A 23786-nucleotide genomic window follows, 5' to 3' on the forward strand; every position below is an offset into this window, starting at 1 on the left:
ATGCGCAGGCGCCGGTTACCGGTGCCTGTTCCCGTGTCAGTGCTTCAGATAGCCGGACATTTCTTCCAGCAGGTTCTGAGTCTTGCCGGACAGTTCGCGGATCTCGGTGGCAATGACGGCAAAGCCCTTGCCCATTTCGCCGATCCGCGCCGCCTCGATCGAGGCGTTGAAGGAGATGAACTTGATGTTCTTGCCAACCCCTTCGGCAGTGGCGATGGTCGCGCGCATCTGTGCGTCACGCTCTTCCTCGCGCTGCTGCTGCGCCTCGCGCAGGGTCTGCACCATGTCCTTGAGAAAGTCCGAGACCGCCGGTTCCAGCCGGTAAAGGCAAAGGGCGGCCAGATCCGGCACATTGCGAACGTGCGCCAGTACGGCGCCGTCAGCCTGGCCGGCCGCACTGTGGAGCGGTTCCAGCAACTCCAGGCAGGACTGGCGCTTGCCCTCAAGCTCCGCCGGGAGGGTATAGGCGCAGTCCGCCAGCAGGGCATCCAGCCCGCCGCCGAGCATATCGCAAGCGGCGCAGATACGCCGCACCGACAGGTCCAGCACATCCTCTGCATTGGAGCTGTCCGCACCCTCCGGCGCCTGCGCCAGCGCCAGCAGCGACAGCGCGGCAATCCGGCTGGGGCCAATGGCCATGAAGGCGGTGTTCTGAACGTCGGTCAAGCTGGTCATGCGTCTGCCTTCACTGGAGATGGCACCTGTATAGCGGGCAGGCGTTAAGGCAGCGCTAACCGAAGCAGACAAAAAAAGCCCCGCAGGCGGCGGCCTGCGGGGCTGTGCCTGGCACCAGCGGTGCACCGGCTTATTTCTTGGCGAGCGGCCCGATCAGCATGATCATCTGGCGGCCTTCCATCTTGGGGAAGTTCTCGACCTTGCCGATCTCCTTGGTGTCCTCGGCAACCCGCTCCAGAAGCTCGCGGCCAAGATTCTGGTGCGCCATTTCGCGGCCGCGGAAACGCAGGGTGACTTTAACCTTGTCGCCGTTCTCCAGGAACTTCACGACATTGCGCATCTTCACATCGTAGTCATGGGTATCCGTGTTGGGACGGAACTTGACCTCTTTGACCTCGATGATCTTCTGCTTCTTGCGGGCTTCGCTCTCGCGCTTCTGCTGTTCGTATTTGAACTTGCCAAAGTCCATGATCTTGCACACGGGCGGATTGGCGTTGGGCGAGATTTCAACCAGATCAAGTCCGGCCTCTGCCGCCATGTCCATGGCTTTTGCCGGGTGCACAACCCCGACGTTTTCGCCATCGGCGCCGATCAGGCGGATTTCGGGGGCGCGGATTTTTTCGTTGACGCGCGGGCCGGTGTCTCGTTGCGGCGGCGCGTTATGAGGTCTGCGGGCTATGACTGCGATCCTTCTGTCATTGCAAAAAGTGCGGGAACGCTACTGCCCCCGCGTCTGTGATTCAAGCGTTATGGGCGGTATGGCGGCAGGAAAGCCGCATTTCAAGGCCGCATGTTGCAAAAGGCCCGGAAAACAGAAGCGAAACTGGTCTGCAGCGCAGGTGAAGCGGGCGGCGCAACCGTCTGAAAAACCGCAATTGCGGCGGGGTTCCGCCAGTTTGGCGCGGCCGGGCGGCGCGGCGCCGCCCGTGATGCATATGTGCCAAACTTCCCCCTTGAGCTGTGCCCCGTGCATTGCCATCTGGCAGGCAGATGCCGCGCGTGGCGCGGCCCGGCCCTGGACGGGCCGGCAGGAGTGAGGAGAGACCTATGAAACAGTTGTTGATCGTGCTGGGCCTGGGTGCCGCAGCGGTGGTTGCCTATCTGCTGGTGAGCGGCCAGGACGCGCAGGAGCCCGCCCCGGCTGAAGCACCCGCGGTGCAGGAAGAGCAAAGCAGCACCGATCCGGTAACTTCGGAAGAACCGGCGGCAGCGGCAGAAGACGCCGCCCAGGACGCGGCTGAGGCAGTGGAAGAAGCCGTCGAGTCTGGCGCCGAGGCAGCAGGCGACGCGGTTGAAGCGGCGCAGGATGCGGTGAACGAGGCCGCCAGCGCGGTGACGGAAACCGTCGGCGATGCGCTGGACAGCGCGTCCGATGCGGCTGGCGAGGCCACCGGCACCGCAGCGGATGCGGCGGCCACAGCGGTTGACAGCGCTGCCGAAACTGCAACAGGCGCGGCAGACAGCGCGGCGGACGCGGCTGCAGATGCTGCTGAGGCGGCACAGGACACTGCCACCGGGGCGTTGGACAGCGCAAACACTGCCGCTGAGGAACTGCTGAACCAGTCCGGCGCTGGCGAAACCGGTGCGGCTGACACCACGGCAACCGGCAGCGACTGATAGCCTCCGCCAAGGCGGGAAAAAACAGGCGGCTGGGGAACCCCGGCCGCCTTTTTTGATTGTCCGGTTGAACCGCGCCGCGGCGGCCGCCGGTCAGTGCGGCCGCGCCTGCGCCTGCTGGGCAAGGCGCGCCATATGCTCCAGCGGTGCTTGGGCTGCGGGCTGTTCAGAGGGCGATTGAGGCACCAGGAACGTCAGGAAGCTCTCCCAGCCGCCGCTGGCGCCGCCTTGCTTGCGGGCGCGCTGGATCTGCAGCTGCGCCACCGCGATCAGGTCCAGCGCCTTGCCGCCGTCGTAGTCCTTGCCGGTGAGGCCGGCCAGATGGCTGCGGAAACGGTCGCCCATCGAATTCAAAAGCAGCATCGGCGCGGTCATCGGCTGGCCTTCCTGCACCAGCGCGTCGAACATCAGGTCGATGTCCTGCGGTGTCATGGCGCGCAGGTCGAAACGGGCCTTGATGGCGGCAATCCTGTCCTGCAGCGGCGGCTGCACCGGGTCGGGGCGGTTCTGGAAGCCGGACAGCGCGGCGCGGACGCGGGCCTTGCCTGCTTCGGTTCTGACGGACTGGAAGACGGGCGCCTGCCCGGGGGCCGTTTCGTTATGCATCTGCTGTTGCTCCATTCTGGATCTCAGCAGCAGAATTACCGATTCATCCCCAACAAAAGATAAACGGGAGGCGGCAGCCTCCCGTCAAATCCGTGTCAAAATTCGGGCAGCCCGCAGGGGCGGGCCAGCGCCGGATCAGTCCAGGAATGCCTTTTCGACCACGAAATGTGCGGGCTTGGAGTTGGCGCCTTCCTCGAGGCCGTAAGTGTTCTCAAAGAGGTCCTTGAGCTCCAGGTTGAAGGCCAGGTTGCCGCAGATCATCGCCCGGTCGCTTTCCGGGTTCAGCGGCGGCACGCCGAGATCGGCAAAGGCCTCGCCGGAACGCATCAGGTCGGTGATGCGGCCCATCTTGGGGCTCTCTTCGCGGGTGGTGGTCGGGTAATACTTGATCTTCTTCCAGAAGCCTTCGCCGATCACCTCATTCAGCAGTTCGTCGTCCTTCAGGCTCTCGATCAGCTCAGCACCATAGGTCAGCTCGCCTGCTTCACGGCAGGTGTGGGTGATGATCACCTCGTCGAATTTCTCATAGGTTTCCGGCTCGCGCAGCAGCGAGGCGAAGGGGGCAAAGCCGGTGCCGGTGGCAAAGAACCAGATCCGCTTGCCCGGAACCAGCGCGTCATGCACCAGGGTGCCGACGGGCTTCGGGCGCAGGATGATCTCGTCGCCTTCCTTGATGTGCTGCAGCTTGGAGGTCAGCGGGCCGTCCTGCACCTTGATCGAGTAGAATTCCATTTCCTCGTCCCAGGAGGGGGAGGCGATGGAATAGGCGCGCAGCAGGGGCTTCACCTTACCAGTCTTGGGATCGGGATCGTTCATCAGGCCGATCATCACAAATTCGCCGGAGCGGAAGCGCAGGGAGGCAGGCCGGGTGCAGCGGAAGGAGAACAGCCGGTCGGTCCAGTGTTTCACCTGGGTCACGGTCTGGGCGTCGGGCAGGGCCGGCACGGCTTTGGCCGGTTTCGGGTCGGTTGCAGTGTCGGTCACGGGTGTCATCTCATTCATCGGTTCCACTGCCGGAGGAGTAGCCGGCACCTCTGATTAGTCTTTGATACAGGTCAGGAAAACCCCCTGTTTTGCGAAACCGGCCCCGCGTCTGACGCAACGGAGCCGGTTTCAGGGAGTGTCCCGGGTTAAGGGCTGGCTTAGCGGGCAGCGGTGCTGCCGCGCAGGCGGGCCTGATAGCTGTGGTCTTTCCAGTTGGCGCGGGCGAGCCACTGGTCTTCGGGCTGGCGGGCGGCCAGCTCGTCGGTCAGCTCAACCTCGTCAAAGCCGGAGCGGCGGGCCATGGCGTACTGGTCGGCGATCACATGGCCGAAGGCGCGCAGGCGGCCCTCAAAGCCCTTCAGCCGCAGCTGGCGGGCCAGGGTGAAGCCGCGGCCGTCGGCAAAGCTGGGGAATTGCACCCGCACCAGCTCCACGCCGTCCAGCGATACGTCGTTCAGATTGGCGTCCGAGGCCAGCTCCAGCACGTTGCTGCCCTCAAAGCCGCCGGTCCAGTCATCGGCGGCAAAGCCGGTGTCGGTCACGATAACAGTCATCTCACTCACGCTCCTGTGCGTACCATTTGGCCGTCCACCACGTGGATGCCGCATTCTTCTTTGTTCTCCCCGCGCCACCGTCCGGCGCGCGGGTCTTCGCCTTCCTTGACCGGGCTGGTGCAGGGCGCGCAGCCGATCGAGGGATAGCCTTTGGCCACCAGCGGATGGCGGGGCAGGCGGTTCTCATCCATATAGGCGCGCACGTCCTCGGGCGCCCAGTGGGCCAGCGGGTTGATCTTGAGCCGCCCGGTGCCTTCTTCGACCTCGAAGAACTCCAGCGCCGCACGGGTGCCGGACTGGAACCGCTTGCGGCCGGTGATCCAGCCGTCGTAGTCCGCCAGCGCCTTTTGCAGCGGCACGGTTTTGCGCAGCGTGCAGCAAGCGTCCTTGTCGCTGAACTTGAGGGCCCCGTAGGGGTCCTTCTCGGCGATGTCATCGGCGCGGATGATGCGCACATTGCGCAAGCCAAGCCGCTCGCTCACCTCCTGCTGATAGATCAGCGTTTCGGTGAACAGCAGTTCGGTGTCCACGAACACAACCGGCGTCATCGGGTCGATGATCGCGGCCATGTGAAGCAGCACCACGGATTCCGCGCCGAAAGAGGAGACCAGGGCGATGTGCCCTGCATCCCGCAATGCGCCCTCCATCACCGAGGTGGCCGAATGGTGGCGGAAGCGCGCATTGAGCGCCTCCGCCTTGGCGGCCAGCTCCCGGTCCCGGATGAGGTCTTCCTCTCCGGCGGGCTTGTTTCCGGCTGTATGGAACATCAGATCAGGCGACCTTTTTCTGAGCCTCGGGGTAAAGCGCGGCCTTGAAGGGATCCATGCCAACCCGGCGGTAGGTTTCGATGAAGGTCTCCTCGGCGTTTTCGCGCACCGACAGGTAAGTCTCCACGATCCGTTCCACCGCAGGCACGATTTCGTCATAGGCGAAACCGGGACCGGTACGGGTGCCGATGGCGGCATTTTCCGACGCGTCGCCGCCCAGGGTGATCTGGTAGTTCTCCACCCCTGCACGGTCCAGGCCCAGGATGCCGATGTGGCCCACATGGTGGTGGCCGCAGGCGTTGATGCAGCCCGAGATCTTGATCTGCAGGTGGCCGATGTCATGCTCCAGCTTCAGCTCGTCAAAGCGGGTGGCAATCTCCTGCGCGACCGGGATCGAGCGGGCGGTGGCCAGGTTGCAGTAGTCCATGCCCGGGCAGGCGATGATGTCCGAGATCAGGCCGAGGTTTGCGGTGGCCAGCCCGTGCTCTTTCAGCTTGGCGTGGATTGCCGGCAGGTCCGATTTGTGGACATGCGGCAGGATCACGTTCTGCTGGTGGCTGATGCGCAGCTCGCCATAGCCGTACTGCTCTGCCAGGTCCGCCATCACGCGGATCTGCTCGGCGGATGCGTCGCCCGGGGTCGCCCCATGCGCCTTGATCGAGATGGTGGCGATGGCGTGGCCCTCGGCGCGGTGCGCGTGCAGGTTGGTGTCGGCCCAGGCGCGGAACACCGGGTCGTTGGCATAAGCTGTGTCGAACGCATCGGTCGAGGCAGAGCGGAACTCCGGCGCCTGGAAATGCGCTTTGATCTCTTCCAGCAGCTCCTGGTCGGTGCCGTCGTACTGGCCGCGGATGGTCAGGAAGGCTTCCTCGGTCATCGCGCGGTAGGTGTCGATGCCGTTCTCGGAGACAGTGATCTTGATGCGCGCCTTGTACTTGTTGTCGCGGCGGCCCAGCACGTTGTAGACGGTCAGAACCGCCTCCAGATAGGGCAGCAGATCCGCCTGCGGCAGGAACTCGCGCAGCACCTGGCCGATCATCGGGGTGCGGCCGAGGCCGCCGCCAACGATAACCTTGAAGCCCAGCTTGCCGTCCTTCTCGACCACCTGCAGGCCCACGTCATGGGCGCGGATCACGGCGCGGTCGGTGTCGCTGCCAGTGATGGCGATCTTGAACTTGCGGCCCAGGAACTGGAATTCCGGGTGGTCGGTGGACCACTGGCGGATCAGCTCGGCATAGGGGCGGGGATCGGTCAGCTCATCCGCGGCGGCACCGGCGAAATGGTCGGCGGTGGTGTTGCGGATGGTGTTGCCCGAGGTTTGGATCGCGTGCAGACCGACCTCACCCAGCGCGTCCAGCATGTCCGGCAGGTCGCGCAGTTTCGGCCAGTTGTACTGGATGTTCTGGCGGGTGGTGAAATGGCCATAGCCCTTGTCCCACTTCTCCGCCAGCAGCGCCAGGGCGCGCATCTGGTTGGGGTTCAGGGTGCCATAGGGGATCGCAACCCGCAGCATATAGGCGTGCAGCTGCAGATAGACGCCGTTCATCAGGCGCAGCGGGCGGAATTCTTCCTCGGTGAGGGAGCCGTCGATGCGGCGCTCGACCTGGGCGCGGAACTGGGCGTTGCGTTCGGCCAGGAAGGCTTCGTCGAATTCATTGTACTTATACATTGGCTTCAGCCTCCTGTTTGCCGTGGAAGTAGTTCGAGGGTCCGGTGCGGCGGAATTCCTCGCGGAAGTGGGTCGGTTCGGGGCCGTTCGGGCCTGCCTTGGCATCGGCCAGATAGGCGCCGACGATCTTGATGTTCTGCTTCTCCGCCTCGATCAGGCGCAGCTGGGCGTCTGCCTCGTCCGTGATCAGCTCAGCTTCGGACAGGTCGCGGGTCCAGGTGTCCTGGGCGGTGAAGTAGATCACGTCGCCCTCGAGCAGGTCGTTGGCGGTGATGACTTTGGGTGTAAAGGCGCGGGCCATTATGCAAGCTCCGTTTTGAGATCGTTCAGGGCTGCCGCCGCCTGGCGCGGGGCAAGACCCAGGAATGTGAGGGCAGGGCCGTCGAAACCAGCCGCATCCAGGTCGGCGGGCAGGCGGTCCAGCGTTGTTTCCAGCACCCGCTGTTCGGGGCGCGAGGCGTTTTCGATGATGGTCACCGGCGTTGCGCGGTCGGCGCCATGCATGATCAGGCGGCCCTGCACGAAGCGGGCGGATTTCTTGCCCATGTACACGGCGGCAACCTCGCCCGGGCGCGCCAGTGCGGCCCAGTCGTGATCGGCAAAGCCGGTCATTGCATGGCCGGTCAGGAACCGGACCGAGGTGTTGCGGCCACGCTGCGTCAGGCTCTGGCCGATGGCGGCCACGGCAGCGGAGGCGGCGGTGATGCCGGGGATGATGCTGTAGGCGATGCCCGCTTCCTCGCAGGCGGTCAGCTCTTCATCGAGGCGGGCAAAGATCGCAGGATCGCCGCCCTTCAGCCGCAGAACCTTCTTGCCCTGCTTGGCCAGCTCCACCAGCCGGGCGTTGATGTCCGCCTGAGAAACCTGAGCGCCAAAGCCTTCCTTGCCTGCGTCTTCCAGCACCGCCTGCGGGCCGGCCAGTTCAAGGATCTCTGCGCTCACCAGACGGTCATGCAGGATCACGTCGGCGGCTTGCAGCGCGCGCAGGGCTTTCAGGGTCAGCAGCTCTGCATCGCCGGGGCCGGAGCCCGCAAAGCACACCTGGCCCGCAACCATACAGTCCATGCTGCCACGGACGTGAGTGGCGGCATTGGCAGCATGTGTCGATGGTGCGGACATTCCTGTACCCTCTGAGTGTGTTTGACTTGGGGTTAGATATAGGAAATATTCCCGGTATTGCGCTATATGGGCGGATAAATAAGAACAATGGTTTTGCCGCGGCGGGACATCGGGCCGATTGGTCCTCACAAAAGGAGAAAACAGGAATGACGGTGCGGATCGACGGCACGGACCGGAAAATTCTGGCTGAACTGCAGCGCGACGCCAGCCAGTCGCTGGATGAAATAGCCCGCCGGGTGGGGTCTTCCAAGACCCCGGTGTGGAATCGCATCCGCAAGCTGAAGGAGGCCGGGGTGATCGGCCAGCAGACGGTGCTGCTGGATGCGGATTCCCTGGGGTTTGAGGCCTGTTTCTTTGTCCTCATCCGCACCTCGGAGCATGAGGCGGAATGGCAGGCCAAGTTCCTGAAGGCGCTGCAGGAACGCCCTGAGGTGCAGGAGGCGCACCGGCTGGCGGGCGATATCGACTATATCCTGAAAGTGCGGGTGCAGAACGCCCGTGCCTATGATGTGTTCTATCAGGCGCTGATCTCAGAGGTGAAAGTGCACAATGTGACCGCGCTTTTGTCGATGGAAGAGATCAAGTCGACCACCATGCTGCCGCTGGGCAGCTAGAGGGTAGGGCGGCCGGCTGGCCGCAGCTGATCGTCACAGAGGCGGGCGCAGCAGCAGGTGGCGCCCATCTTGCAGCCGCCAGGGTGATGTGTCTTCGGCGGATGCTTGCGGCACTACGCCAATATCGGCCAGCAGGTGCGGAGAGATTTCCGACAGCCGCTCCATGTCGCGGCGCGGCACGTGGACCGTTTTCCGGGACGTGTTTGTAAAAGGCTCAGCTTTTCTCAGCCCTATCAGGGCTGCAATCCAATCAAACACGCTGCGGGCCGGACCCGCATGGTGCCGGATGTCTGCTGTTTCACAATTTGAGGTCATGGCTGTTCCTCCGTTCTGGCCTCTGACAGATAGGGGCGGAGGGGGCTTGCGCGCAAACCAGTTAATCTCCACCATGGATCAGGAAAACTGACCCATGGTGATTTGATGCGCCTGCCGCCCCTGAATTCCCTGCGCGCCTTCGAGGCCGCTGCCCGCCACGAAGGCTTTATCGCTGCGGCGGAGGAGCTGTTCGTGACCCGCGGTGCCATCAGCCGGCAGGTGAAGATCCTGGAGGACCACATCGGCGTGCAGTTGTTTCACCGCAATGCCCGCGGGGTGGCACTGACGGAGGCAGGGCGGCGGCTTTATCCGGTGCTGACAGAGGCCTTCGCGAAGATGCTGCAGGAGGTGGAGCGGATCGCGGCGGATGCCTCGGAGCTGCGGGTGATCTGCCCGCCGACCCTGTCGCTGCGCTGGCTGCTGCCGCAGCTGGAGCAGTTCCGCATCGCGCATCCGGAGATCACGCTGCGGCTGGCCACCGACTTCTATGGCAGCAAGGGGTTTGAACGGTCGGAGTACGATCTTGGCATTTCGCTGGAAAACATTCCGGGACGGCCTGCGGATATCGAGGTCATGCCGCTGTTCGGCATGATCCTCTCGCCGGCCTGCGCGCCATCGCTGCTGCCTGCGCTTGCGGACGGTCCTGCGGCGCTGGCGGGTCTGAGGCTGCTGCACGAAACCCCGCGCCGCCAGGACTGGCACACTTGGCTGCAGCATTTCGGGGTGGAGGCGGTGGACCCGGACAGCGGCGAAGTTTTCCCGAACCTCGACATGGCCACCCGTGCCGCTGTGATCGGGACCGGCGTGGTGATGGCCGATTTGGTGCTGTGCCGCGATGAATTGGAAAGGGGGGATCTGGTGCTGCCCTTCCCGGACATGGCCTGCACCACCCCGCAAGGATCTTATGCGCTGATCGGCGAACGGCAGAAATGGAACGACCCCAAGGTGGCCGCCTTCCGGGAGTGGCTGCTGAACAGTCCCGGCATGGCGGCCCTGCCAGCCTTGCCGAAGTGACATCCGGGCCGGGCGCGGCAGGAGGGCAGGAGGGCGGGAGGGGGCGCTGCCCCCTCGGCGCCGGGGCGCCTCACCCCCGGAGTATTTTGCCAAAGGTGAAAGAGGGGCGCCGCGCGGCGTCAGCGGCGCCTGGCCCAACTGTGCAAGGGGATTTGTGATCCCTGCGGCGCGGGCGGGAGCGCCCCGGTCCTCAGCTGCGGGTGACCATCAGCCGCGTGAGGCCGTGGAAGTGGTATGTGTTGGAATATTCCACCTCTGCCGCCAGTTTCAGGTCCGGGCAGCGCTCGAACAAGATGGGCAGGGCAATCTGCATCTCCAGCCGGGCCAGCGGCGCGCCGACGCAGAAATGCAGGCCCCCGCCGAAGCTCTTGTTCACTTTCGGCGGGCGGGTCGGATCAAATCGGTGCGGATCGTCCAGCGCCGCAGGATCGCGGTTGGCGGCGCCCAGCAGCAGCGCCACTTGGTCGCCGCGCTGGAAGGTGTGGCCGAAAACCTCTGCCTCCTCATAGGCGTAGCGAGTGAACATGTGCAGGGGCGGGTCGAAGCGCAGGATTTCCTCCACCAGCCCCTCGATCCCCTCCGGCGCCAGCCACTCCGGCTGCCAGCCCTGCTGCAGCATGGTCTTCACGCCGTTGCCCAGGGAATGCACGGTGGCCTCATGGCCCGCGTTCAGCAGCAGGACACAGGTGCCGATCAGCTCGTCCGTTGACAGCTTGTCGCCTTCCTCCTCCGCCGCGATCAGCCGGGTGATCAGGTCGTCGCGGGGATCATTGCGGCGCTCGGCGATGTAGCCGCGCAGAAACTCGGTGAACTCCTGCGAGGCCTTGGCCGCGGCGTGTTCAGTGTCTTCCGTGCGCGACGCCTGATACATCGCAACCATCTTGTGCGACCAGTCCAGAAGCTGCGGCGCCATCGCCTCCGGCACGCCCAGGAGGCGGCAGATGGTGATCACCGGCACTTGGGTGCAATAGGCGTCCAAGAGGTCAAAGGGCTGGTCCGGGAAGCTGTCGATCAGCTGGTGGCACAGATCCTTGATGCCCGGCTCCAGCGCCGCGATCTCGCGCGAGGTGAAGGCGCGCAGCACCAGGCGGCGCAGGCGGGTGTGGCGGGGCGGCTCGGCATCCAGCATCGAATGCGCTTCCACCGCCAGGAAAGGGGCAAGATGGGCTGGGCCGGGCTTGCGCAGTTCTTCCGGGACTTCGCGGCCGAAGCGGCGGTCGCGCAGCAGCATATGCACCGCGGAATGGCCGAAGGCGGCAACCATGCCGTAGTCCTGCCAGTGGTACAGCTGCCCATGTTTCCGGGCTTCGGCATAAAAAGAATAGGGGTCCTGCACGAAGGCGGGATCGGTGGGGGATTGGATTAAAGTCTTCATATACCGGTTGTTGCTGTTGCGTCTGGTCAATGCAAGGGCCGCTTTGATAACGTGCCGCAATGAAAACACAGCACTATCTTCGCTGGAGCCTGCCTGCCGGGTTCCTTGTGGCCGTGGCGGCACTGGCGCTTGCGGTCTGGTCTTATGGATACCGCCAGGCTCTGAACGGCCTGGCAGAGCGCAGCGCCGCGGATCTGGCGCTGGCGTCTGACCGCGTCAGCACCCAGCTTCAGGTCTATCAGGAACTGGCGGTGCTGACGGCGGAGCATCCGGCGCTGGCAGACCTCTCGACGCCGGCAGCGCAAGACGAGGCGGCGGAGCTGCTGCGCGCGGTCGCCGACAAGACGGCAGCGCTGGATGTGTTCTTTGCTGCCGCGGACGGGCGGGTGCTGGCGGCTGCCGAGGGGGTGACAGGTGCCAGCGTGGCAGCGGAGGATTATTTCATCCGGGCCACGCAGGGCGCGCTGGGCACAGGCCATGGCGTGCTGCCCGCGGAGGGCAAACGCGCCTATTTCTATGCAGCCCCCGCCTTTTCCGGTGAGGGCCGGGTGCGGGGCGCGCTGGTTGTGGTCGCAGATGTGGGGGACGTGGAGCAGACCTGGCGCGGCTCCTTGCCCGCGGTGTTCTTTACCGATGAGCGCGGAGAGGTGTTCATTGCCAACCGCACGGAGCTGCTGTTCTGGCAGCGCGGCGCTGACGGGCAGAACCCGAGCGTGACGGGACGCGACTATTTTGCCGGGCATGAGATCTGGAGCCTGGAGGGCAGCCCTTACCTGCCTGCCCAGGCGCTGCATCTGACAGTTGGCCTGCCGGTCATCGGCATGACCGGGGAGATCCTGGTGGACGTGGCGCCGGCCCGGCAGATTGCGCTGCTGCAGGCGGCGGCGCTGGCGGCAGTGTGCCTGGCGCTGGGTGCGATGCTGTTTATCGTGATGGAGCGCCGCCGCACCCTGGCGGAGGCCAACGCGGTGCTGGAGAGCCGGGTCGAGCAGCGCACCCGTGATCTGTCGGCGGCCAACACCCAGCTGCGCCGCGAGGTGCGCGAGCGCGAGGAGGCCGAGGCGGCCCTGAAGCGCGCGCAGGAGGAGCTGGTGCAGGCGGGCAAGCTGTCGGCGCTGGGGCAGATGTCAGCAGGCATCAGCCACGAGCTGAACCAGCCCCTGATGGCGATCCAGCAGTATGCCGAGAACGGCGCGGCCTTCCTGGAGCGCGGCAAGGCGGAGCGGACCGGCGAAAACCTGGGCCGGATTGCCGATATGGCGGCGCGGATGGCGCGGATCATCAAGAACCTGCGTGCCTTTGCCCGCAATGAAAGCGAGCCGATGGGGCAGGTCGATCTGGTGCAGGTGATCGACGCCGCAGTGGAGCTGACGATGCCGCGGCTGAAGGCCGACCGCATCGACCTGCGGTGGACCCCAGCTGCCTGCGGCGGGCCGGTCCATGCCTGGGGCGGCGAGGTGCGGCTGACGCAGGTGTTTGTGAATCTGATCAACAACGCCGCCGATGCGATGCAGGGACAGGTGGAGAAGGTGATCTCGATCAGCGTTGACACTGGCCCGCGGCTGCTGGTGCGGGTGCAGGACAGCGGTCCCGGCATCAAGGAGCCGGAAAAGATGTTTGATCCCTTCTATTCCACCAAGGCAGTGGGCAGTTCCGAGGGGATGGGGCTGGGGCTGTCGATCTCCTATGGGCTGGTGCAGAGCTTTGGCGGCAATATCCGCGGTGCCAACACCGGCGGCGGCGCGGTGTTCACGGTGGAGCTGGAGCCGTGGCGCGAAGGTGCTGAAAAGGGAGACGCGGCATGACCCGCAAGGTGCTGCTGGTAGATGATGACGCGGCGGTGCGGGAAGCGCTGGCTCAGACGCTGGAGCTGAACGACCTGGATGTGGTCGCCTGCGGCTCGTTTGTGGCTGCCAAGGATCACATCACCTCTGCGTTCGATGGCATCATCGTCTCGGACATCCGGATGCCGGGGCGGGACGGTTTTCACCTGCTGGACTATGCCCGCGGTGCCGACGAGGAACTGCCGGTGGTGCTGCTGACCGGCGAGGGTGACATTCCGATGGCGGTGAAGGCGATGTCGCAGGGGGCGTTTGATTTCCTTGAGAAACCCTGCGCGCCCGCCGACTTCCTGCCGGTCCTGGAGCGCGCGCTGAAGACCCGGGCGCTGGTGCTCGAGAACCGGCGGCTGAAGCACCAGCTGGAGACCGGCGACCCTGCGGCGCGGCTGCTGTTCGGGACCTCGCCGCAGGCCAAGGAAATGCGCCAGCGGGTGCGGGCGGTGGCGCCGACGGGCGCGGAGGTGCTGGTGACCGGCGCGCCGGGCAGCGGCATTTCCAAGGTGGCGGAGGTTATCCACCTGATGTCGCCCGCCGCGCAGGGGCCCTTTGTGAAACGCCCGGCCGCAGGGCTGGCGGCGGACACTGTGGCGGAGCTGTGCCAGGAGGCGGCGGGCGGCTCATTGTTCCTGGACGAGGTGCAGGCGCTGCCGGAGGCGGCGCAGTATGCGCTGCTGGCGCAGCTGGAACAGGGCGGCGGGGTGCGGATCATCGCGGGCTCCAGCGCTGATCTGGCGGGCAAGGCGGAAGCGGGCGGGTTCAGCGCCGATTTGTTCTACCGGCTGGATGTGATGCGGGTGCGGATCCCCTCGCTGGCGGAACGGCCCGGCGACATTCCGGTGCTGTTCCGCCATTACGTGGCACAGGCGGCGGAGCAGGCGGGGATCGAGGCGCCGGAGGTTTCGCAGGACCATCTGGCGGCGCTGATGGCGCAGGACTGGCCGGGCAATGCGCGCTCATTGATGTCGGCGGCGATGCGGTTTGTGCTGGGAATGCCGGAAGAGGCCGCAGCGGCGGCCGGGCTGGGGCTGGCAGAGCAGATGGCGCAGGTGGAGCGCTCACTGCTGATTGCGGCGCTGGGCCGCGCAAACGGGCGCGCGGCTGCGGCCGCCGAAGCCCTGAAGCTGCCGCGCAAGACGTTTTATGACAAGCTGGCCCGCTATGGCATCCGGCCCGAGGATTACCGCCGCTGAGGGCGCTGGGGCCGGGGCCTTGCGGTTGGTCTTTTCCGGCGCTGTGGCCGGGGTATTTAAGGAGGCGGCGCCGCCGGGAAGCCCCATTGGGGCCATGGGCGGAGGGAGGACGGGGGTCGCAAGCCCCCATGTCCGCTGAAGCCTTCGGTGCGGGACGCCCCTGCACCCAATGAAGAGGTGGTCTCGGGGGCCCTGTGATCTCCTGGTGGTGCGGGGTGTCAGTCCGCACCGGTGTCGCGACGGGAAAGAGTATCGCAGGCCCGGGTTAAAGAGCGGCAAGCGGTGCGTACGGTGGGTGCGCAACACCCTTCTTAGACCGGATCGCTTGCGGCCCGGTCTGCGCCTGCCTGCCCGTCAAACCACAGGTTTGCCTCCGGCAAAACGGTCAGGCGCATTCGCGCCCGCCCAGGCAGGCGCAGACCTATCAGTTGCAAACATGCTCGTGATTCCTGCAGTTTTGTCTGGCGCTAACATTTGTGCGGTTTTTCGCACAAAGCCCTGAAAGCCCTGTGCGGGATTTCGCACAGCTTGTTGCGGGCGTTGTTGATACGCTTTTGATGTCTCCCGTAAGTGTATGCAAAGACGCAGATAATTCTGTGGAATGGTGATTCTCGAATCAATTGTTGAGCGGTTTTCCGCAACTTGGGATGCTTTTGCCAGGCCTCAGCCCTGCGCTGAGTGCACCATCGGATTTACAGACGATTTTTCTGGGAGGAAAAACCATGAAATTCCTGACAACTGCCGCCACCGCATTGGCTCTGGCTGTTTCCGCAGGCGCCGCAAGCGCCGCCTGTGATGACGGCGAAATCGTGGTGAAGTTCAGCCACGTCACCAACACCGACAAGCACCCCAAGGGGATTGCTGCGGCGCTGCTGGAAAAGCGCGTGAACGAAGAGATGAACGGCACCATGTGCATGGAGGTCTATCCGAACTCCACGCTGTATAACGACAACAAGGTGCTGGAAGCGATGCTGCAGGGCGATGTGCAGCTGGCCGCGCCGAGCCTCTCGAAGTTCGAGAAGTTCACCAAGCAGTTCCGCCTGTTCGACCTGCCGTTCATGTTCAAGAACATCGAAGCCGTGGATGCCTTCCAGGCGTCCGAGACAGGGCAGGAGATGCTGAACTCGATGCAGCGCCGCGGCCTGCAGGGGCTGGGCTACTGGCACAACGGCATGAAGCAGATGTCCGCCAACAAGCCGCTGGTCGAGCCCACGGATGCCAACGGGCTGAAGTTCCGCGTGCAGTCCTCTGACGTGCTGGTGGCGCAGATGGAAGCGATCGGCGGCAGCCCGCAGAAAATGGCGTTCTCCGAAGTTTACGGCGCGCTGCAGCAGGGTGTTGTCGACGGTCAGGAAAACACCTGGTCCAACATCTACGGCAAGAAGTTCTTTGAGGTGCAGGACGGCATCACCGAGACCAACCATGGCGCGCTGGATTACCTGGTGGTGACCTCCGTGGACTGGCTGGACAGCCTGGATCCGGCAGTGCGCGACCAGTTCCTGACCATCCTGAACGAGGTGACCGCGGTGCGGAACGCCGAGTCGACCAAGGTGAACGGCGAAGCACGCCAGGCGATCATCGACGCCGGCGGCGTGGTGCGCGAGCTGAGCCCTGAGCAGCGCGCGGCCTGGGTCGAAGCGATGAAGCCTGTGTGGGAGAAATTCGCAGGCGACGTCGGCCAGGAGAAGATCGACGCGGCGCAAGCCATCAACGCAGGCCTTTAAAGGCCATCTCCGGGGTGCCCTGCGCGGGCGCCCCGTGACCGCAGGCGGCGCGGGGATCCGCCGCCTGCACCCCTACTTTCCGCAAAACTTGGGAGGCAGCCATGGCGGGGTCCAGAACCGGCCCGAGCGGGCTTATCAATTCACTCGAAGAAACCCTGATCGCGCTTCTGCTGGGGCTGATGACGGCGATTACATTCGCCAATGTGATCGCGCGCTTCGTGTTCAATTCCAACATTTTATGGGCACTGGAACTGACGGTGTTCCTGTTTGCCTGGCTGGTGCTCTTGGGCGCGTCTTACGCGGTCAAGACCCACGCGCATCTGGGCGTTGATGCCATCGTCAACATGCTGTCGCCGGGCGCGCGCAAGGCGGTTGGCCTGTTTGCCGCTGGCTGCTGCATCGTGTTTTCGCTGCTCTTGCTGAAGGGGGCTTATGACTACTGGGCGGTGTTTGCCGACCTTCCGCCCACCTCGGGCCGCTGGTTCCCGATCGGGCTGGACATGAAGGCGCGCAGCCAGAGCTTCTATGAGGTGCAGGACGTGCCGATGGTGGCGGTGTTCAAGTTCTTGGAGGACCTGATCAACTACGGCGATTCTTACGAGAAACTGCCGAAGGTGGTGCCTTACGTGGTGCTGCCGGTGTCGATGCTGCTGCTGGTGTTCCGCTTCATCCAGGCGGCGTTCCAGATTGCCCGCGGCGAGGCTGACCGGCTGGTCGCCAGCCATGAAGTCGAAGATGAAATTGCAGAAGTGCAGGCGCAGCGCGGGGAGCATGACTGATGGAAGTGGTAATCCTCTTTGCGATGGTGATCGGCCTGCTGCTGATCGGGGTGCCGATTGCGGTGTCCCTGGGCCTCAGCTCGACTATCTTCTTGCTGATCTACTCCGACAGTTCGCTGGCCTCGGTCGCAGGTACGCTGTTTGAAGCTTTTGAAGGGCATTTTACGCTGCTGGCGATCCCGTTCTTCATTCTGGCGTCGTCTTTCATGACGACGGGCGGCGTGGCACGGCGGATCATCCGCTTCTCCATCGCCTGCGTCGGCCACCTGCCCGGCGGTCTGGCAATTGCGGGCGTGTTTGCCTGTATGCTGTTTGCTGCGCTGTCCGGGTCGTCTCCGGCGACCGTGGTGGCCATCGGCTCCATCGTGATCGCTGGCATGCGGCAGGTGGGCTACACCAAGGAGTTCGCGGCCGGTGTGATCTGTAACGCAGGCACCCTGGGCATCCTGATCCCGCCGTCGATTGTGATGGTGGTCTATGCGGCGGCCGTGGAAGTCTCCGTGGGGCGGATGTTCCTGGCCGGTGTCATTCCGGGCCTGCTGGCCGGTCTGTTCCTGATGGTCACCATCTATGTGATGGCCAAGGTCAAGAACCTGCCGAAGGGCGAGTGGAAGGGCTGGGGCGAGATCATCACCTCTGGCCGTGAGGCCGGCTGGGGCCTGTTCCTGATCGTGATCATCCTGGGCGGCATCTATGGCGGCATCTTCACGCCGACTGAGGCGGCAGCGGTGGCGGCGGTCTATGCCTTCCTGATCGCCTCGTTCGTCTACAAGGACATGGGGCCGCTGTCGAACGGCGAGGGTGAAGCGAAGACGCCGCTTATGAAGAAGCCCTATGCGCTGGTCACTGCCTTCTTCCACAGCGACACCAAGCACACGCTGTTCGAAGCGGGCAAGCTGACCGTGACGCTGCTGTTCGTGATCGCCAACGCGCTGATCCTGAAGCATGTGCTGACCGATGAGCAGGTGCCGCAGCATATCGCCAATGCGATGCTGTCGGCGGGCTTTGACTGGGTGATGTTCCTGATCGTCGTCAACGTGATCCTGCTCATTGGCGGCCAGTTCATGGAGCCCTCGGGCCTGCTGGTCATCGTGGCGCCGCTGGTGTTCCCGATTGCCATCGAGCTGGGCATCGACCCGATCCACCTGGGCATCATCATGGTGGTGAACATGGAGATCGGCATGATCACACCGCCGGTCGGCCTGAACCTGTTCGTGACCTCGGGCGTGGCGGGCATGCCGATGATGGGGGTGGTGCGGGCCGCGCTTCCGTTCCTGGCGGTCTTGTTCGTCTTCCTGATCCTGATCACCTATGTGCCGTGGCTGTCGACCGTGCTGCCAAACGCGGTGATGGGGCCGGAGATCATAACGAACTAGGGCCGCACCCGACGAAAGAAAACGACGCCTGGATTTCCGGGCGCCGTTTTGCGTTCTTGGCAAAATTCTTGGAAGAATTTTGCCAAGAAAATTCGAATTTTCTTGGCTCAGGCTGCCTCAAGCGCGGTGATGATCGGGGAGAAATCCGCGGCCTTGAGGCTGGCGCCGCCAACCAGCGCGCCGTCGACGTTGGAGACGGCGAAGATTTCCGCAGCGTTAGACGGCTTCACCGAGCCGCCGTAGAGCAGGCGGATGCTGTCTGCCGTCTCAGCCCCGAAACGGGCGGTGAGTTCGGCGCGCAGGAAATCATGCACTTCGGCGATTTGTTCCAGGGTCGGCACCTTGCCGGTGCCGATGGCCCAGACCGGCTCATAGGCGATCACGGTGTTTTCGCCTGCGGCATTGGCCGGGACGGAGCCTGCCAGCTGAGTGCCGGCCACTTTCAGCGTATCGCCTGCTTCGCGTTCTGCCAGGGTTTCGCCGATGCAGATGATGGCGATGAGGCCTTCTGCGATGGCGGCCTCGGCCTTGGCGCAGACCTGGGCGTCGCTCTCGCCGTGGTCGGCGCGGCGTTCGGAGTGGCCGAGGATCACGGCAGAGGCGCCTGCGTCCTTGAGCATGGCCGCCGACAGATCGCCGGTGTGGGCGCCGGAGGCGTTTGCGTGGCAGTCCTGGCCGCCGATGGCGACGGCGCTGCTGTTGGCGGTGTCCGCGGCGCGCGACAGGAGGGTGGCAGGCGGGCAGATCAGGATATCGGCTGCAGGGGAGGCATGGCTTTCCGCCAGGGCCGCCAGTTCAGCGAGGTTTTCGCCGGTGCCGTTCATCTTCCAGTTGCCTGCTGCCAGTTTCCGCCGCATGGGGGTGCCTCCGAATGTCCTGTTTGGGCGTGACTGGTAGCACCGGCGGCGGAGCGGTGCAATTCGCTTGAGAGCCTGGCTGAAAAGCAAAGGGCGGGGAAAGCCCCGCCCGGTGTTTTCTGCCAATGTGTGCCGGATCAGGTGCCGGGAACTTCCTTGAAGGAGATCGACTCGCCGCAGCCGCAGGCCTCGGACACATTGGGGTTGTTGAACTTGAAGCCGCTTTCCAAGAGCGTCACCTCATAGTCGATTTCGGTGCCGAACAGGAACATCTGCGCCATCGGCGCGATCAGGATGCGGGCGCCGTCCTGCTCGACCACCTCGTCGTTGGCGTCGGGCGCGTCGACATATTCCATGGTGTATTCCATGCCCGCGCAGCCGCCCTTCTTGACGCCGATGCGCAGGCCGGCATGGCCGTCCTTTGCCATCAGCTTGGCGATCTGGGCCGCAGCCTTGGGCGTCATGGTCACCGCCTGTTTGCCGGGAATGCCGAACATGTATGTCTCCTTGCGCTTCCCTAGTTATCTAGGATGGCCGCCGGGGCGGCTCAACCCCGGATGCGACCGGGAAGCCATAACATATACCTGCTACGCAGAATTAAAAGAGGCCGCCTCCTGGGCAGGGAGGCGGCCGGTGATGGGGGTGTCCGTCTTTTGGGGAGGGACGGGCGTCAGAGCCCCATGCAGTTCGCGTAGTAGGTGGTGGTGGCGGGCCAGTCGGAGAACACGCCCTCAACCCCCACGTTCTGGGCCAGCACGTCCAGCAGCTGGTAGTACATGCTGTCGTCGGTGGTGAGGTCAGAGACCGATTGGAAGTACCAGCCGCCGCCCGTGGCCAGCGGGCCGGAGCGTTCCAGGGTCCAGGTGATCAGCTTGAGGCCGGCTGCCTTGGCGGCCTTGGCGTAGGCGGAGGGGACGATTTTGCCGTCTTCAGAGGTGACCAGCATCCACATCGGCGGGGCGATGTAGTTGACGCCTTTGGCGTGCAGCGCGGCAAAGTCGTGCGGGAAGGTCGCAGGGTTGTTGTGGTCGAAGCCTTCGATGTCGTAGCTGGCGTCGAGGAACACCGCCTGCTTGCCGAATTCAGGCTCGTTTTCAATCCAGTAGAGCACGTCGTCCAGGTTGAAGCTTTGCGCCCAGACATCCGAAGCGGGGATGCCGGCGGACTTGTATTCGTCGATCAGTTTCTGGGCGTAGTCTGCCTGGGAGAAGCCGTTGAAAGGCATCTCCACCGCCGGGCTCTTCAGCTCCGGGGTGAATTTGGCGCCGAGCGATTTGAACAGGGCGATCGATTCCGCGTGGGTCATGCTGGTGGCGTCGCCGGCAAACAGGGTGGAGCGCCAGTCTGCGGTGCCGCCCTGGTAGGCTGCGGCGGTCAGCGCGGTCTTGTCAGCGCTGTCCATCTTGGGCTGCAGGCTGCGGAATTCGGCCAGGGTTGTTTCGGAGGTGCGGCACTCGGCAGCGGCGGGTGTTTCGCCGTCGGCCGGGGTAAAGGCGGTGACGCAGGTGTCCGCTAGATCCGAGGTCAGGATGTTGGTGGTGGTGTGCAGGTCGTTCTGGGCGTGGCGGCAGACCAGTTCCAGATCCTTGGTGAAGGTGACATCGCATTCCAGGATGCCGGCACCCATCTGCGCGGCGGCGATGTTGGATTCGGCGGTGTGTTCGGGGAACATCAGCGGTGCGCCGCGGTGGCCGATGGAGAAATCCGTGCGCTGCGGCGTCTGGCCCAGGCAGGACTGCAGCTTCTCTTTCAGCGCGCCCTCGGGCAGCTTGGAGATCAGATAGGCGGGGCGGGGGCCGTAGCTGAGGCCCGCATCCGCTGCCACTGGCGGATTGCCGGCCAGGGCGGCGGTGGACACAAGCAGGGCGGCTGCCGAAGTCAGGGCGAGGCGCATGAATTTTTCTCCGGTTGGTCAAATTTGCGCAGAGCGTGCCGCGCATATGTAACAACCGGATTGCGCCCGCATGACGGGCGCATCAAACTTCCATGACAACTGGAGCGGGGCTACATGAAGCCCAGTTCGAGGCGCGCCTCGTCGGACATCATCTCCATGCCCCAGGGCGGTTCCCAGGTGAGTTCGACATCAACGCTCTTGACGCCGTCGACCGGGGAGACGGCATCAATCAGCCAGCCCGGCATCTCACCTGCCACCGGGCAGCCCGGCGCGGTCAGGGTCATGATGATCTTCACGTCATTCTCGTCCGTGATGTCGATGGTGTAGATCAGGCCCAATTCGTAGATGTTCACCGGGATTTCCGGGTCATAGACGGTGCGGCAGGCGTCGACGATGGCCTCGTACAGCGGGTGGCTGACGGAGGAGGGCGCGATCAGCGGGGCGCCTTCGAGCGGTTCGGCAGGGTTGGTCATGAGGATCCCGGTTCTATATTCCGACGGTTTATATAGGAAATAAGCGCCCCGGCGTCCAGAGGCGGCAGGCGCCAAGACGCCGATGATCTGCGACTCTTGCGATGTGAATATTTGATTTGCACCCGGATTCGCGCTAAGTTGTGGTTCCCCATCATGTTTTTGTGAAGGCTGCCAGGCTGCAGCGGACCGGTATCCGATTGCCGGTCGTGATCCAGTCTGGGCGGGTCCGGGGAGGAGCCATGCCTGAGCTGTCTGCACTTCACCGCGTTTTCGCACGCATTATGCTGGCGGCGGCTGCGGTATTGGCTGCTGCCGCGCCTGCCCGGACCGAGGGCAGCTGGCAGTGGCAGCTGACGCCCTTTGTCCTGGCGCCCTCCATCGACAGCACCACAGAACTGGGTCTCGCCGGTGGCGATGTGGAGATTGATGCCGGTGATGCATTTGACCAGCTGCGTGCTGGGGGCATGCTGCAGTTCGAGGGGTTTCACAGCAACAACTTCGGGTTCCGGCTGCGCTATTCGATACTGGATGCCGATGCGGACGGGGCCACTGCAATGGGACCGGCATCGGTGCGTTATGATCAGAATCTGGGCGAGGCGGTGATGACCTACCGGTTCGAGCGCGGATTGGACCAGTTCGAACTGTTCGGCGGCGTTCGCCACTGGGATGTGGATGTGACGGCCAGCCTGCCCGGCGGCATGGTGCGGCGCGGCGCCGACTGGACCGATCCGGTTGCAGGCTTTCGCTGGCAGCGCCGCCTGTCGGATGACCTCAGCCTGATGCTGGAGGGGGATATCGGTTTCGGCGGCAGTTCCGATGAAAGCTGGTCAGCCATGGGCGGGGTGATCTACGACCGCTGGGACCGGGCCTCGATCTACGTCATGTACCGCGGGCTGGGTGTGGAGTATCAGGAAGGCACCCGCGGCACCCCAGGCTTTTTCCGCCATGATGCGGTGACGCACAGCCTGCTGGCGGGGGTGGGGTTCAGATTCTGACAGCCCGGATCAGGTGCGGGGCGCGCGTTTGGCGCCCCGGCAACAGGTTTAATCGTTGATATCGTGGTTGAAGGTCTTCACCTGGCCCTTGGGCAGGGCGAAGAACTTGCGCATCACCAGCCAGGCCGCCAGCGACAGCACGGCGAAGATCAACAGCAGCGGCGGCAGGCCGAAGCCCGCACCGGCCAGCAGCAATAGGGACACCACCGCGGCGCCGATGGCAAAGCCCAGGAAGACAAAGCCCGGTGCCAGCACCTCGAGGATCGCCAGCGCCAGCGCACCGGCGCCCCAGACCCACCACAAAGCCCAGAAGGGTGTGTCCATCATTTGGCTCCTTTCAGCAGGTTGAAGGCGTTGCCAAAGGCCTCCAGCGCGTGGGCAGGGACCACGATGGTCTGCTTGCCTTCGCCCTTGCCGAGCGCGGTCAGCGACTCCACCTGTTTCAGGGCGACCTGGTACTGCGCCGCCTCCAGTCCGTTTTCGGCAATCGCCTTGGCAACAACTTCGGTCGCGTAGGCCTCGGCCTCGGCTTGGATGCGGCGGGCCTTGGCGGTTTGTTCAGCCGCGTACAGCTCTGCGTCGGCCTGCAGCTCCACGGCGCGTTTCTGGCCCTCGGCCTTGGTGACCTCGGCGCGGCGGGCGCGTTCGGCGTTCAACTGCTGCAGCATGGCGTCGCGGGTGGCCTGATCCAGGTTCACGTCGAGGATCTCGGCGCGGGTCACTTCGATGCCCCAATCATCCACGGCGGTCTCTACCGCTTCCTGGATGCGGGTGATCAGTTGGGCCCGGTTCGACTGCACCTCATCCAGGTCCATCTTGCCGATCTCGGCGCGCACGATGCCAGCCACGGTGGTGGCAATGGCGCCATCGACGTCGCGGATCCGGTAGACGGTCTTTTCCGGCTCCAGGATGCGGTAGAACACCGAGGTGTCGATCTGCACCAGCACGTTGTCCTTGGTGATCGCATCCTGGGTGGCATTGGGCAGCTGGCGTTCCAGGATCGAGATCTTGTGGCGGGCGACGTCCAGAAACGGGACGATGAAGTTGATGCCCGGCCCCAGCACCGAGTGCAGGCGGCCAAACCGCTCGACCACGTATTTCTCCGACTGCGGCACGATCTTGACCCCTTTGAGGATCACGATGATCAGCAGGATAGCACCCAGCAGATACAGCAGGTTGCCGGACAGGATGTCGAGGATCAGGTCTTCGTTCATGTAAAATTCCTTTGGTTGTTCAGCAGGGGCCGCAGGGGCGGCGGGCGCGGTTTGCGCCGCCGGATCAGGCGGCCCGCCGGGCAGGGGCTGTGCGCCGGAAGTCTTGGCCTTGTTCAATGATATGCCCCGTTGTG

The 23786-nt window shown here is 64.3% G+C and carries 26 protein-coding genes; 9 read left to right on the top strand and 17 right to left on the bottom strand.

Annotated elements, in window-relative coordinates:
* Positions 1-36: 36 nt before the first annotated feature.
* The gene (locus RA25_RS23405; RefSeq protein ID WP_019295919.1) at positions 37-675 is read right to left on the bottom strand and encodes a methyl-accepting chemotaxis protein; all 639 of its coding nucleotides are present in this window, start codon (positions 673-675) and stop codon (positions 37-39) included.
* Positions 676-805: 130 nt separating this feature from the next.
* Complete coding sequence (gene infC, locus RA25_RS05230) at positions 806-1363, bottom strand: translation initiation factor IF-3 (protein ID WP_342586016.1); 558 nt, start codon at positions 1361-1363, stop codon at positions 806-808.
* A 359-nt stretch (positions 1364-1722) separates the two neighbouring features.
* Here infC and RA25_RS05235 point away from each other — a divergent pair, with 359 nt between their 5' ends.
* Positions 1723-2292: a hypothetical protein gene (locus tag RA25_RS05235; protein ID WP_052254165.1), complete on the top strand. Its 570-nt coding sequence runs from the start codon at positions 1723-1725 to the stop codon at positions 2290-2292.
* Between the two features lie 93 nt (positions 2293-2385).
* Here the strand turns inward: RA25_RS05235 and RA25_RS05240 are convergent, their stop codons facing one another.
* The 7 genes from RA25_RS05240 to cobA all read right to left on the bottom strand — a co-directional run bounded on the left by RA25_RS05240 (position 2386) and on the right by cobA (position 7928).
* On the bottom strand, positions 2386-2898 hold the full coding sequence (locus RA25_RS05240) for a hypothetical protein (protein WP_241477365.1): 513 nt from the start codon (positions 2896-2898) through the stop codon (positions 2386-2388).
* Between the two features lie 135 nt (positions 2899-3033).
* Positions 3034-3900, bottom strand: coding sequence for a ferredoxin--NADP reductase (locus RA25_RS05245; protein ID WP_029204787.1), 867 nt, complete (start codon positions 3898-3900; stop codon positions 3034-3036).
* 140 nt (positions 3901-4040) lie between these two features.
* Positions 4041-4436: a DUF934 domain-containing protein gene (locus tag RA25_RS05250; RefSeq protein ID WP_039170607.1), complete on the bottom strand. Its 396-nt coding sequence runs from the start codon at positions 4434-4436 to the stop codon at positions 4041-4043.
* Positions 4437-4441: 5 nt separating this feature from the next.
* Complete coding sequence (locus RA25_RS05255; RefSeq protein ID WP_052254166.1) at positions 4442-5203, bottom strand: phosphoadenylyl-sulfate reductase; 762 nt, start codon at positions 5201-5203, stop codon at positions 4442-4444.
* A 4-nt stretch (positions 5204-5207) separates the two neighbouring features.
* Entirely contained in the window at positions 5208-6872 is a 1665-nt protein-coding gene (locus RA25_RS05260; RefSeq protein WP_039170608.1) for a nitrite/sulfite reductase, read from the bottom strand.
* Positions 6865-7173 (bottom strand): DUF2849 domain-containing protein, encoded by a 309-nt coding sequence (locus tag RA25_RS05265; protein WP_019295911.1) that lies wholly within the window; start codon positions 7171-7173, stop codon positions 6865-6867. The genes RA25_RS05260 and RA25_RS05265 overlap by 8 nt, the downstream gene beginning before the upstream one ends.
* A complete protein-coding gene (cobA, locus tag RA25_RS05270; protein WP_019295910.1) occupies positions 7173-7928 on the bottom strand; it encodes a uroporphyrinogen-III C-methyltransferase in 756 nt (251 codons plus the stop codon). The genes RA25_RS05265 and cobA overlap by 1 nt, the downstream gene beginning before the upstream one ends.
* A gap of 209 nt (positions 7929-8137) precedes the next feature.
* On the opposite strand from cobA, the gene RA25_RS05275 reads away from it, so the two are divergent.
* Positions 8138-8605 (top strand): Lrp/AsnC family transcriptional regulator, encoded by a 468-nt coding sequence (locus RA25_RS05275; protein WP_019295909.1) that lies wholly within the window; start codon positions 8138-8140, stop codon positions 8603-8605.
* 33 nt (positions 8606-8638) lie between these two features.
* Here the strand turns inward: RA25_RS05275 and RA25_RS22955 are convergent, their stop codons facing one another.
* Positions 8639-8785: a hypothetical protein gene (locus RA25_RS22955; protein WP_156131907.1), complete on the bottom strand. Its 147-nt coding sequence runs from the start codon at positions 8783-8785 to the stop codon at positions 8639-8641.
* A gap of 240 nt (positions 8786-9025) precedes the next feature.
* Here RA25_RS22955 and RA25_RS05285 point away from each other — a divergent pair, with 240 nt between their 5' ends.
* Positions 9026-9934, top strand: coding sequence for a LysR substrate-binding domain-containing protein (locus RA25_RS05285; RefSeq protein ID WP_052254167.1), 909 nt, complete (start codon positions 9026-9028; stop codon positions 9932-9934).
* A 190-nt stretch (positions 9935-10124) separates the two neighbouring features.
* Here the strand turns inward: RA25_RS05285 and RA25_RS05290 are convergent, their stop codons facing one another.
* Complete coding sequence (locus RA25_RS05290; protein WP_039170610.1) at positions 10125-11309, bottom strand: cytochrome P450; 1185 nt, start codon at positions 11307-11309, stop codon at positions 10125-10127.
* Positions 11310-11368: 59 nt separating this feature from the next.
* On the opposite strand from RA25_RS05290, the gene RA25_RS05295 reads away from it, so the two are divergent.
* The 5 genes from RA25_RS05295 to RA25_RS05315 all read left to right on the top strand — a co-directional run bounded on the left by RA25_RS05295 (position 11369) and on the right by RA25_RS05315 (position 18219).
* Entirely contained in the window at positions 11369-13114 is a 1746-nt protein-coding gene (locus tag RA25_RS05295) for a sensor histidine kinase (protein ID WP_039145493.1), read from the top strand.
* Positions 13111-14340, top strand: coding sequence for a sigma-54-dependent transcriptional regulator (locus RA25_RS05300; protein WP_019295904.1), 1230 nt, complete (start codon positions 13111-13113; stop codon positions 14338-14340). Before RA25_RS05295 ends, RA25_RS05300 begins: the two co-directional genes overlap by 4 nt.
* 722 nt (positions 14341-15062) lie before the next feature.
* Positions 15063-16064, top strand: a complete 1002-nt coding sequence (locus tag RA25_RS05305; RefSeq protein WP_039170611.1) for a DctP family TRAP transporter solute-binding subunit — start codon at positions 15063-15065, stop codon at positions 16062-16064.
* Between the two features lie 101 nt (positions 16065-16165).
* Positions 16166-16843, top strand: a complete 678-nt coding sequence (locus tag RA25_RS05310) for a TRAP transporter small permease (RefSeq protein WP_039170612.1) — start codon at positions 16166-16168, stop codon at positions 16841-16843.
* A complete protein-coding gene (locus tag RA25_RS05315; RefSeq protein ID WP_039170613.1) occupies positions 16843-18219 on the top strand; it encodes a TRAP transporter large permease in 1377 nt (458 codons plus the stop codon). Before RA25_RS05310 ends, RA25_RS05315 begins: the two co-directional genes overlap by 1 nt.
* A gap of 107 nt (positions 18220-18326) precedes the next feature.
* On the opposite strand, the gene tpiA is transcribed toward RA25_RS05315, so the two are convergent.
* The 4 genes from tpiA to RA25_RS05335 all read right to left on the bottom strand — a co-directional run bounded on the left by tpiA (position 18327) and on the right by RA25_RS05335 (position 21443).
* Complete coding sequence (gene tpiA / locus RA25_RS05320) at positions 18327-19076, bottom strand: triose-phosphate isomerase (protein ID WP_039170614.1); 750 nt, start codon at positions 19074-19076, stop codon at positions 18327-18329.
* A 137-nt stretch (positions 19077-19213) separates the two neighbouring features.
* A complete protein-coding gene (locus tag RA25_RS05325) occupies positions 19214-19573 on the bottom strand; it encodes a HesB/IscA family protein (protein WP_019295899.1) in 360 nt (119 codons plus the stop codon).
* A 173-nt stretch (positions 19574-19746) separates the two neighbouring features.
* Positions 19747-20970 (bottom strand): glycerophosphodiester phosphodiesterase family protein, encoded by a 1224-nt coding sequence (locus RA25_RS05330; RefSeq protein ID WP_039170615.1) that lies wholly within the window; start codon positions 20968-20970, stop codon positions 19747-19749.
* A 110-nt stretch (positions 20971-21080) separates the two neighbouring features.
* The gene (locus RA25_RS05335; protein ID WP_019295897.1) at positions 21081-21443 is read right to left on the bottom strand and encodes an SUF system Fe-S cluster assembly protein; all 363 of its coding nucleotides are present in this window, start codon (positions 21441-21443) and stop codon (positions 21081-21083) included.
* Positions 21444-21682: 239 nt separating this feature from the next.
* Here RA25_RS05335 and RA25_RS05340 point away from each other — a divergent pair, with 239 nt between their 5' ends.
* Positions 21683-22438 (top strand): outer membrane protein, encoded by a 756-nt coding sequence (locus RA25_RS05340; protein WP_039170616.1) that lies wholly within the window; start codon positions 21683-21685, stop codon positions 22436-22438.
* A gap of 48 nt (positions 22439-22486) precedes the next feature.
* Here RA25_RS05340 and RA25_RS05345 read toward each other — a convergent pair whose 3' ends face one another.
* Complete coding sequence (locus tag RA25_RS05345) at positions 22487-22762, bottom strand: NfeD family protein (protein WP_039146425.1); 276 nt, start codon at positions 22760-22762, stop codon at positions 22487-22489.
* Complete coding sequence (locus tag RA25_RS05350) at positions 22762-23652, bottom strand: SPFH domain-containing protein (protein WP_039171208.1); 891 nt, start codon at positions 23650-23652, stop codon at positions 22762-22764. The genes RA25_RS05345 and RA25_RS05350 overlap by 1 nt, the downstream gene beginning before the upstream one ends.
* Positions 23653-23786: the final 134 nt, after the last annotated feature.

Source organism: Leisingera sp. ANG-S5 (assembly GCF_000813925.1).
Lineage (GTDB): Bacteria > Pseudomonadota > Alphaproteobacteria > Rhodobacterales > Rhodobacteraceae > Leisingera.

Coding starts and splice junctions, on each gene's coding strand:
- RA25_RS23405 (WP_019295919.1), bottom strand. CDS start 675: ATGACCAGCTTGACCGACGTTCAGAACACCGCCTTCATGGCCATTGGC.
- RA25_RS05235 (WP_052254165.1), top strand. CDS start 1,723: ATGAAACAGTTGTTGATCGTGCTGGGCCTGGGTGCCGCAGCGGTGGTT.
- RA25_RS05240 (WP_241477365.1), bottom strand. CDS start 2,898: ATGCATAACGAAACGGCCCCCGGGCAGGCGCCCGTCTTCCAGTCCGTC.
- RA25_RS05245 (WP_029204787.1), bottom strand. CDS start 3,900: ATGAATGAGATGACACCCGTGACCGACACTGCAACCGACCCGAAACCG.
- RA25_RS05250 (WP_039170607.1), bottom strand. CDS start 4,436: ATGACTGTTATCGTGACCGACACCGGCTTTGCCGCCGATGACTGGACC.
- RA25_RS05255 (WP_052254166.1), bottom strand. CDS start 5,203: ATGTTCCATACAGCCGGAAACAAGCCCGCCGGAGAGGAAGACCTCATC.
- RA25_RS05260 (WP_039170608.1), bottom strand. CDS start 6,872: ATGTATAAGTACAATGAATTCGACGAAGCCTTCCTGGCCGAACGCAAC.
- RA25_RS05265 (WP_019295911.1), bottom strand. CDS start 7,173: ATGGCCCGCGCCTTTACACCCAAAGTCATCACCGCCAACGACCTGCTC.
- cobA (WP_019295910.1), bottom strand. CDS start 7,928: ATGGTTGCGGGCCAGGTGTGCTTTGCGGGCTCCGGCCCCGGCGATGCA.
- RA25_RS05275 (WP_019295909.1), top strand. CDS start 8,138: ATGACGGTGCGGATCGACGGCACGGACCGGAAAATTCTGGCTGAACTG.
- RA25_RS05285 (WP_052254167.1), top strand. CDS start 9,026: ATGCGCCTGCCGCCCCTGAATTCCCTGCGCGCCTTCGAGGCCGCTGCC.
- RA25_RS05290 (WP_039170610.1), bottom strand. CDS start 11,309: ATGAAGACTTTAATCCAATCCCCCACCGATCCCGCCTTCGTGCAGGAC.
- RA25_RS05295 (WP_039145493.1), top strand. CDS start 11,369: ATGAAAACACAGCACTATCTTCGCTGGAGCCTGCCTGCCGGGTTCCTT.
- RA25_RS05300 (WP_019295904.1), top strand. CDS start 13,111: ATGACCCGCAAGGTGCTGCTGGTAGATGATGACGCGGCGGTGCGGGAA.
- RA25_RS05305 (WP_039170611.1), top strand. CDS start 15,063: ATGAAATTCCTGACAACTGCCGCCACCGCATTGGCTCTGGCTGTTTCC.
- RA25_RS05310 (WP_039170612.1), top strand. CDS start 16,166: ATGGCGGGGTCCAGAACCGGCCCGAGCGGGCTTATCAATTCACTCGAA.
- RA25_RS05315 (WP_039170613.1), top strand. CDS start 16,843: ATGGAAGTGGTAATCCTCTTTGCGATGGTGATCGGCCTGCTGCTGATC.
- tpiA (WP_039170614.1), bottom strand. CDS start 19,076: ATGCGGCGGAAACTGGCAGCAGGCAACTGGAAGATGAACGGCACCGGC.
- RA25_RS05325 (WP_019295899.1), bottom strand. CDS start 19,573: ATGTTCGGCATTCCCGGCAAACAGGCGGTGACCATGACGCCCAAGGCT.
- RA25_RS05330 (WP_039170615.1), bottom strand. CDS start 20,970: ATGCGCCTCGCCCTGACTTCGGCAGCCGCCCTGCTTGTGTCCACCGCC.
- RA25_RS05335 (WP_019295897.1), bottom strand. CDS start 21,443: ATGACCAACCCTGCCGAACCGCTCGAAGGCGCCCCGCTGATCGCGCCC.
- RA25_RS05340 (WP_039170616.1), top strand. CDS start 21,683: ATGCCTGAGCTGTCTGCACTTCACCGCGTTTTCGCACGCATTATGCTG.
- RA25_RS05345 (WP_039146425.1), bottom strand. CDS start 22,762: ATGGACACACCCTTCTGGGCTTTGTGGTGGGTCTGGGGCGCCGGTGCG.
- RA25_RS05350 (WP_039171208.1), bottom strand. CDS start 23,652: ATGAACGAAGACCTGATCCTCGACATCCTGTCCGGCAACCTGCTGTAT.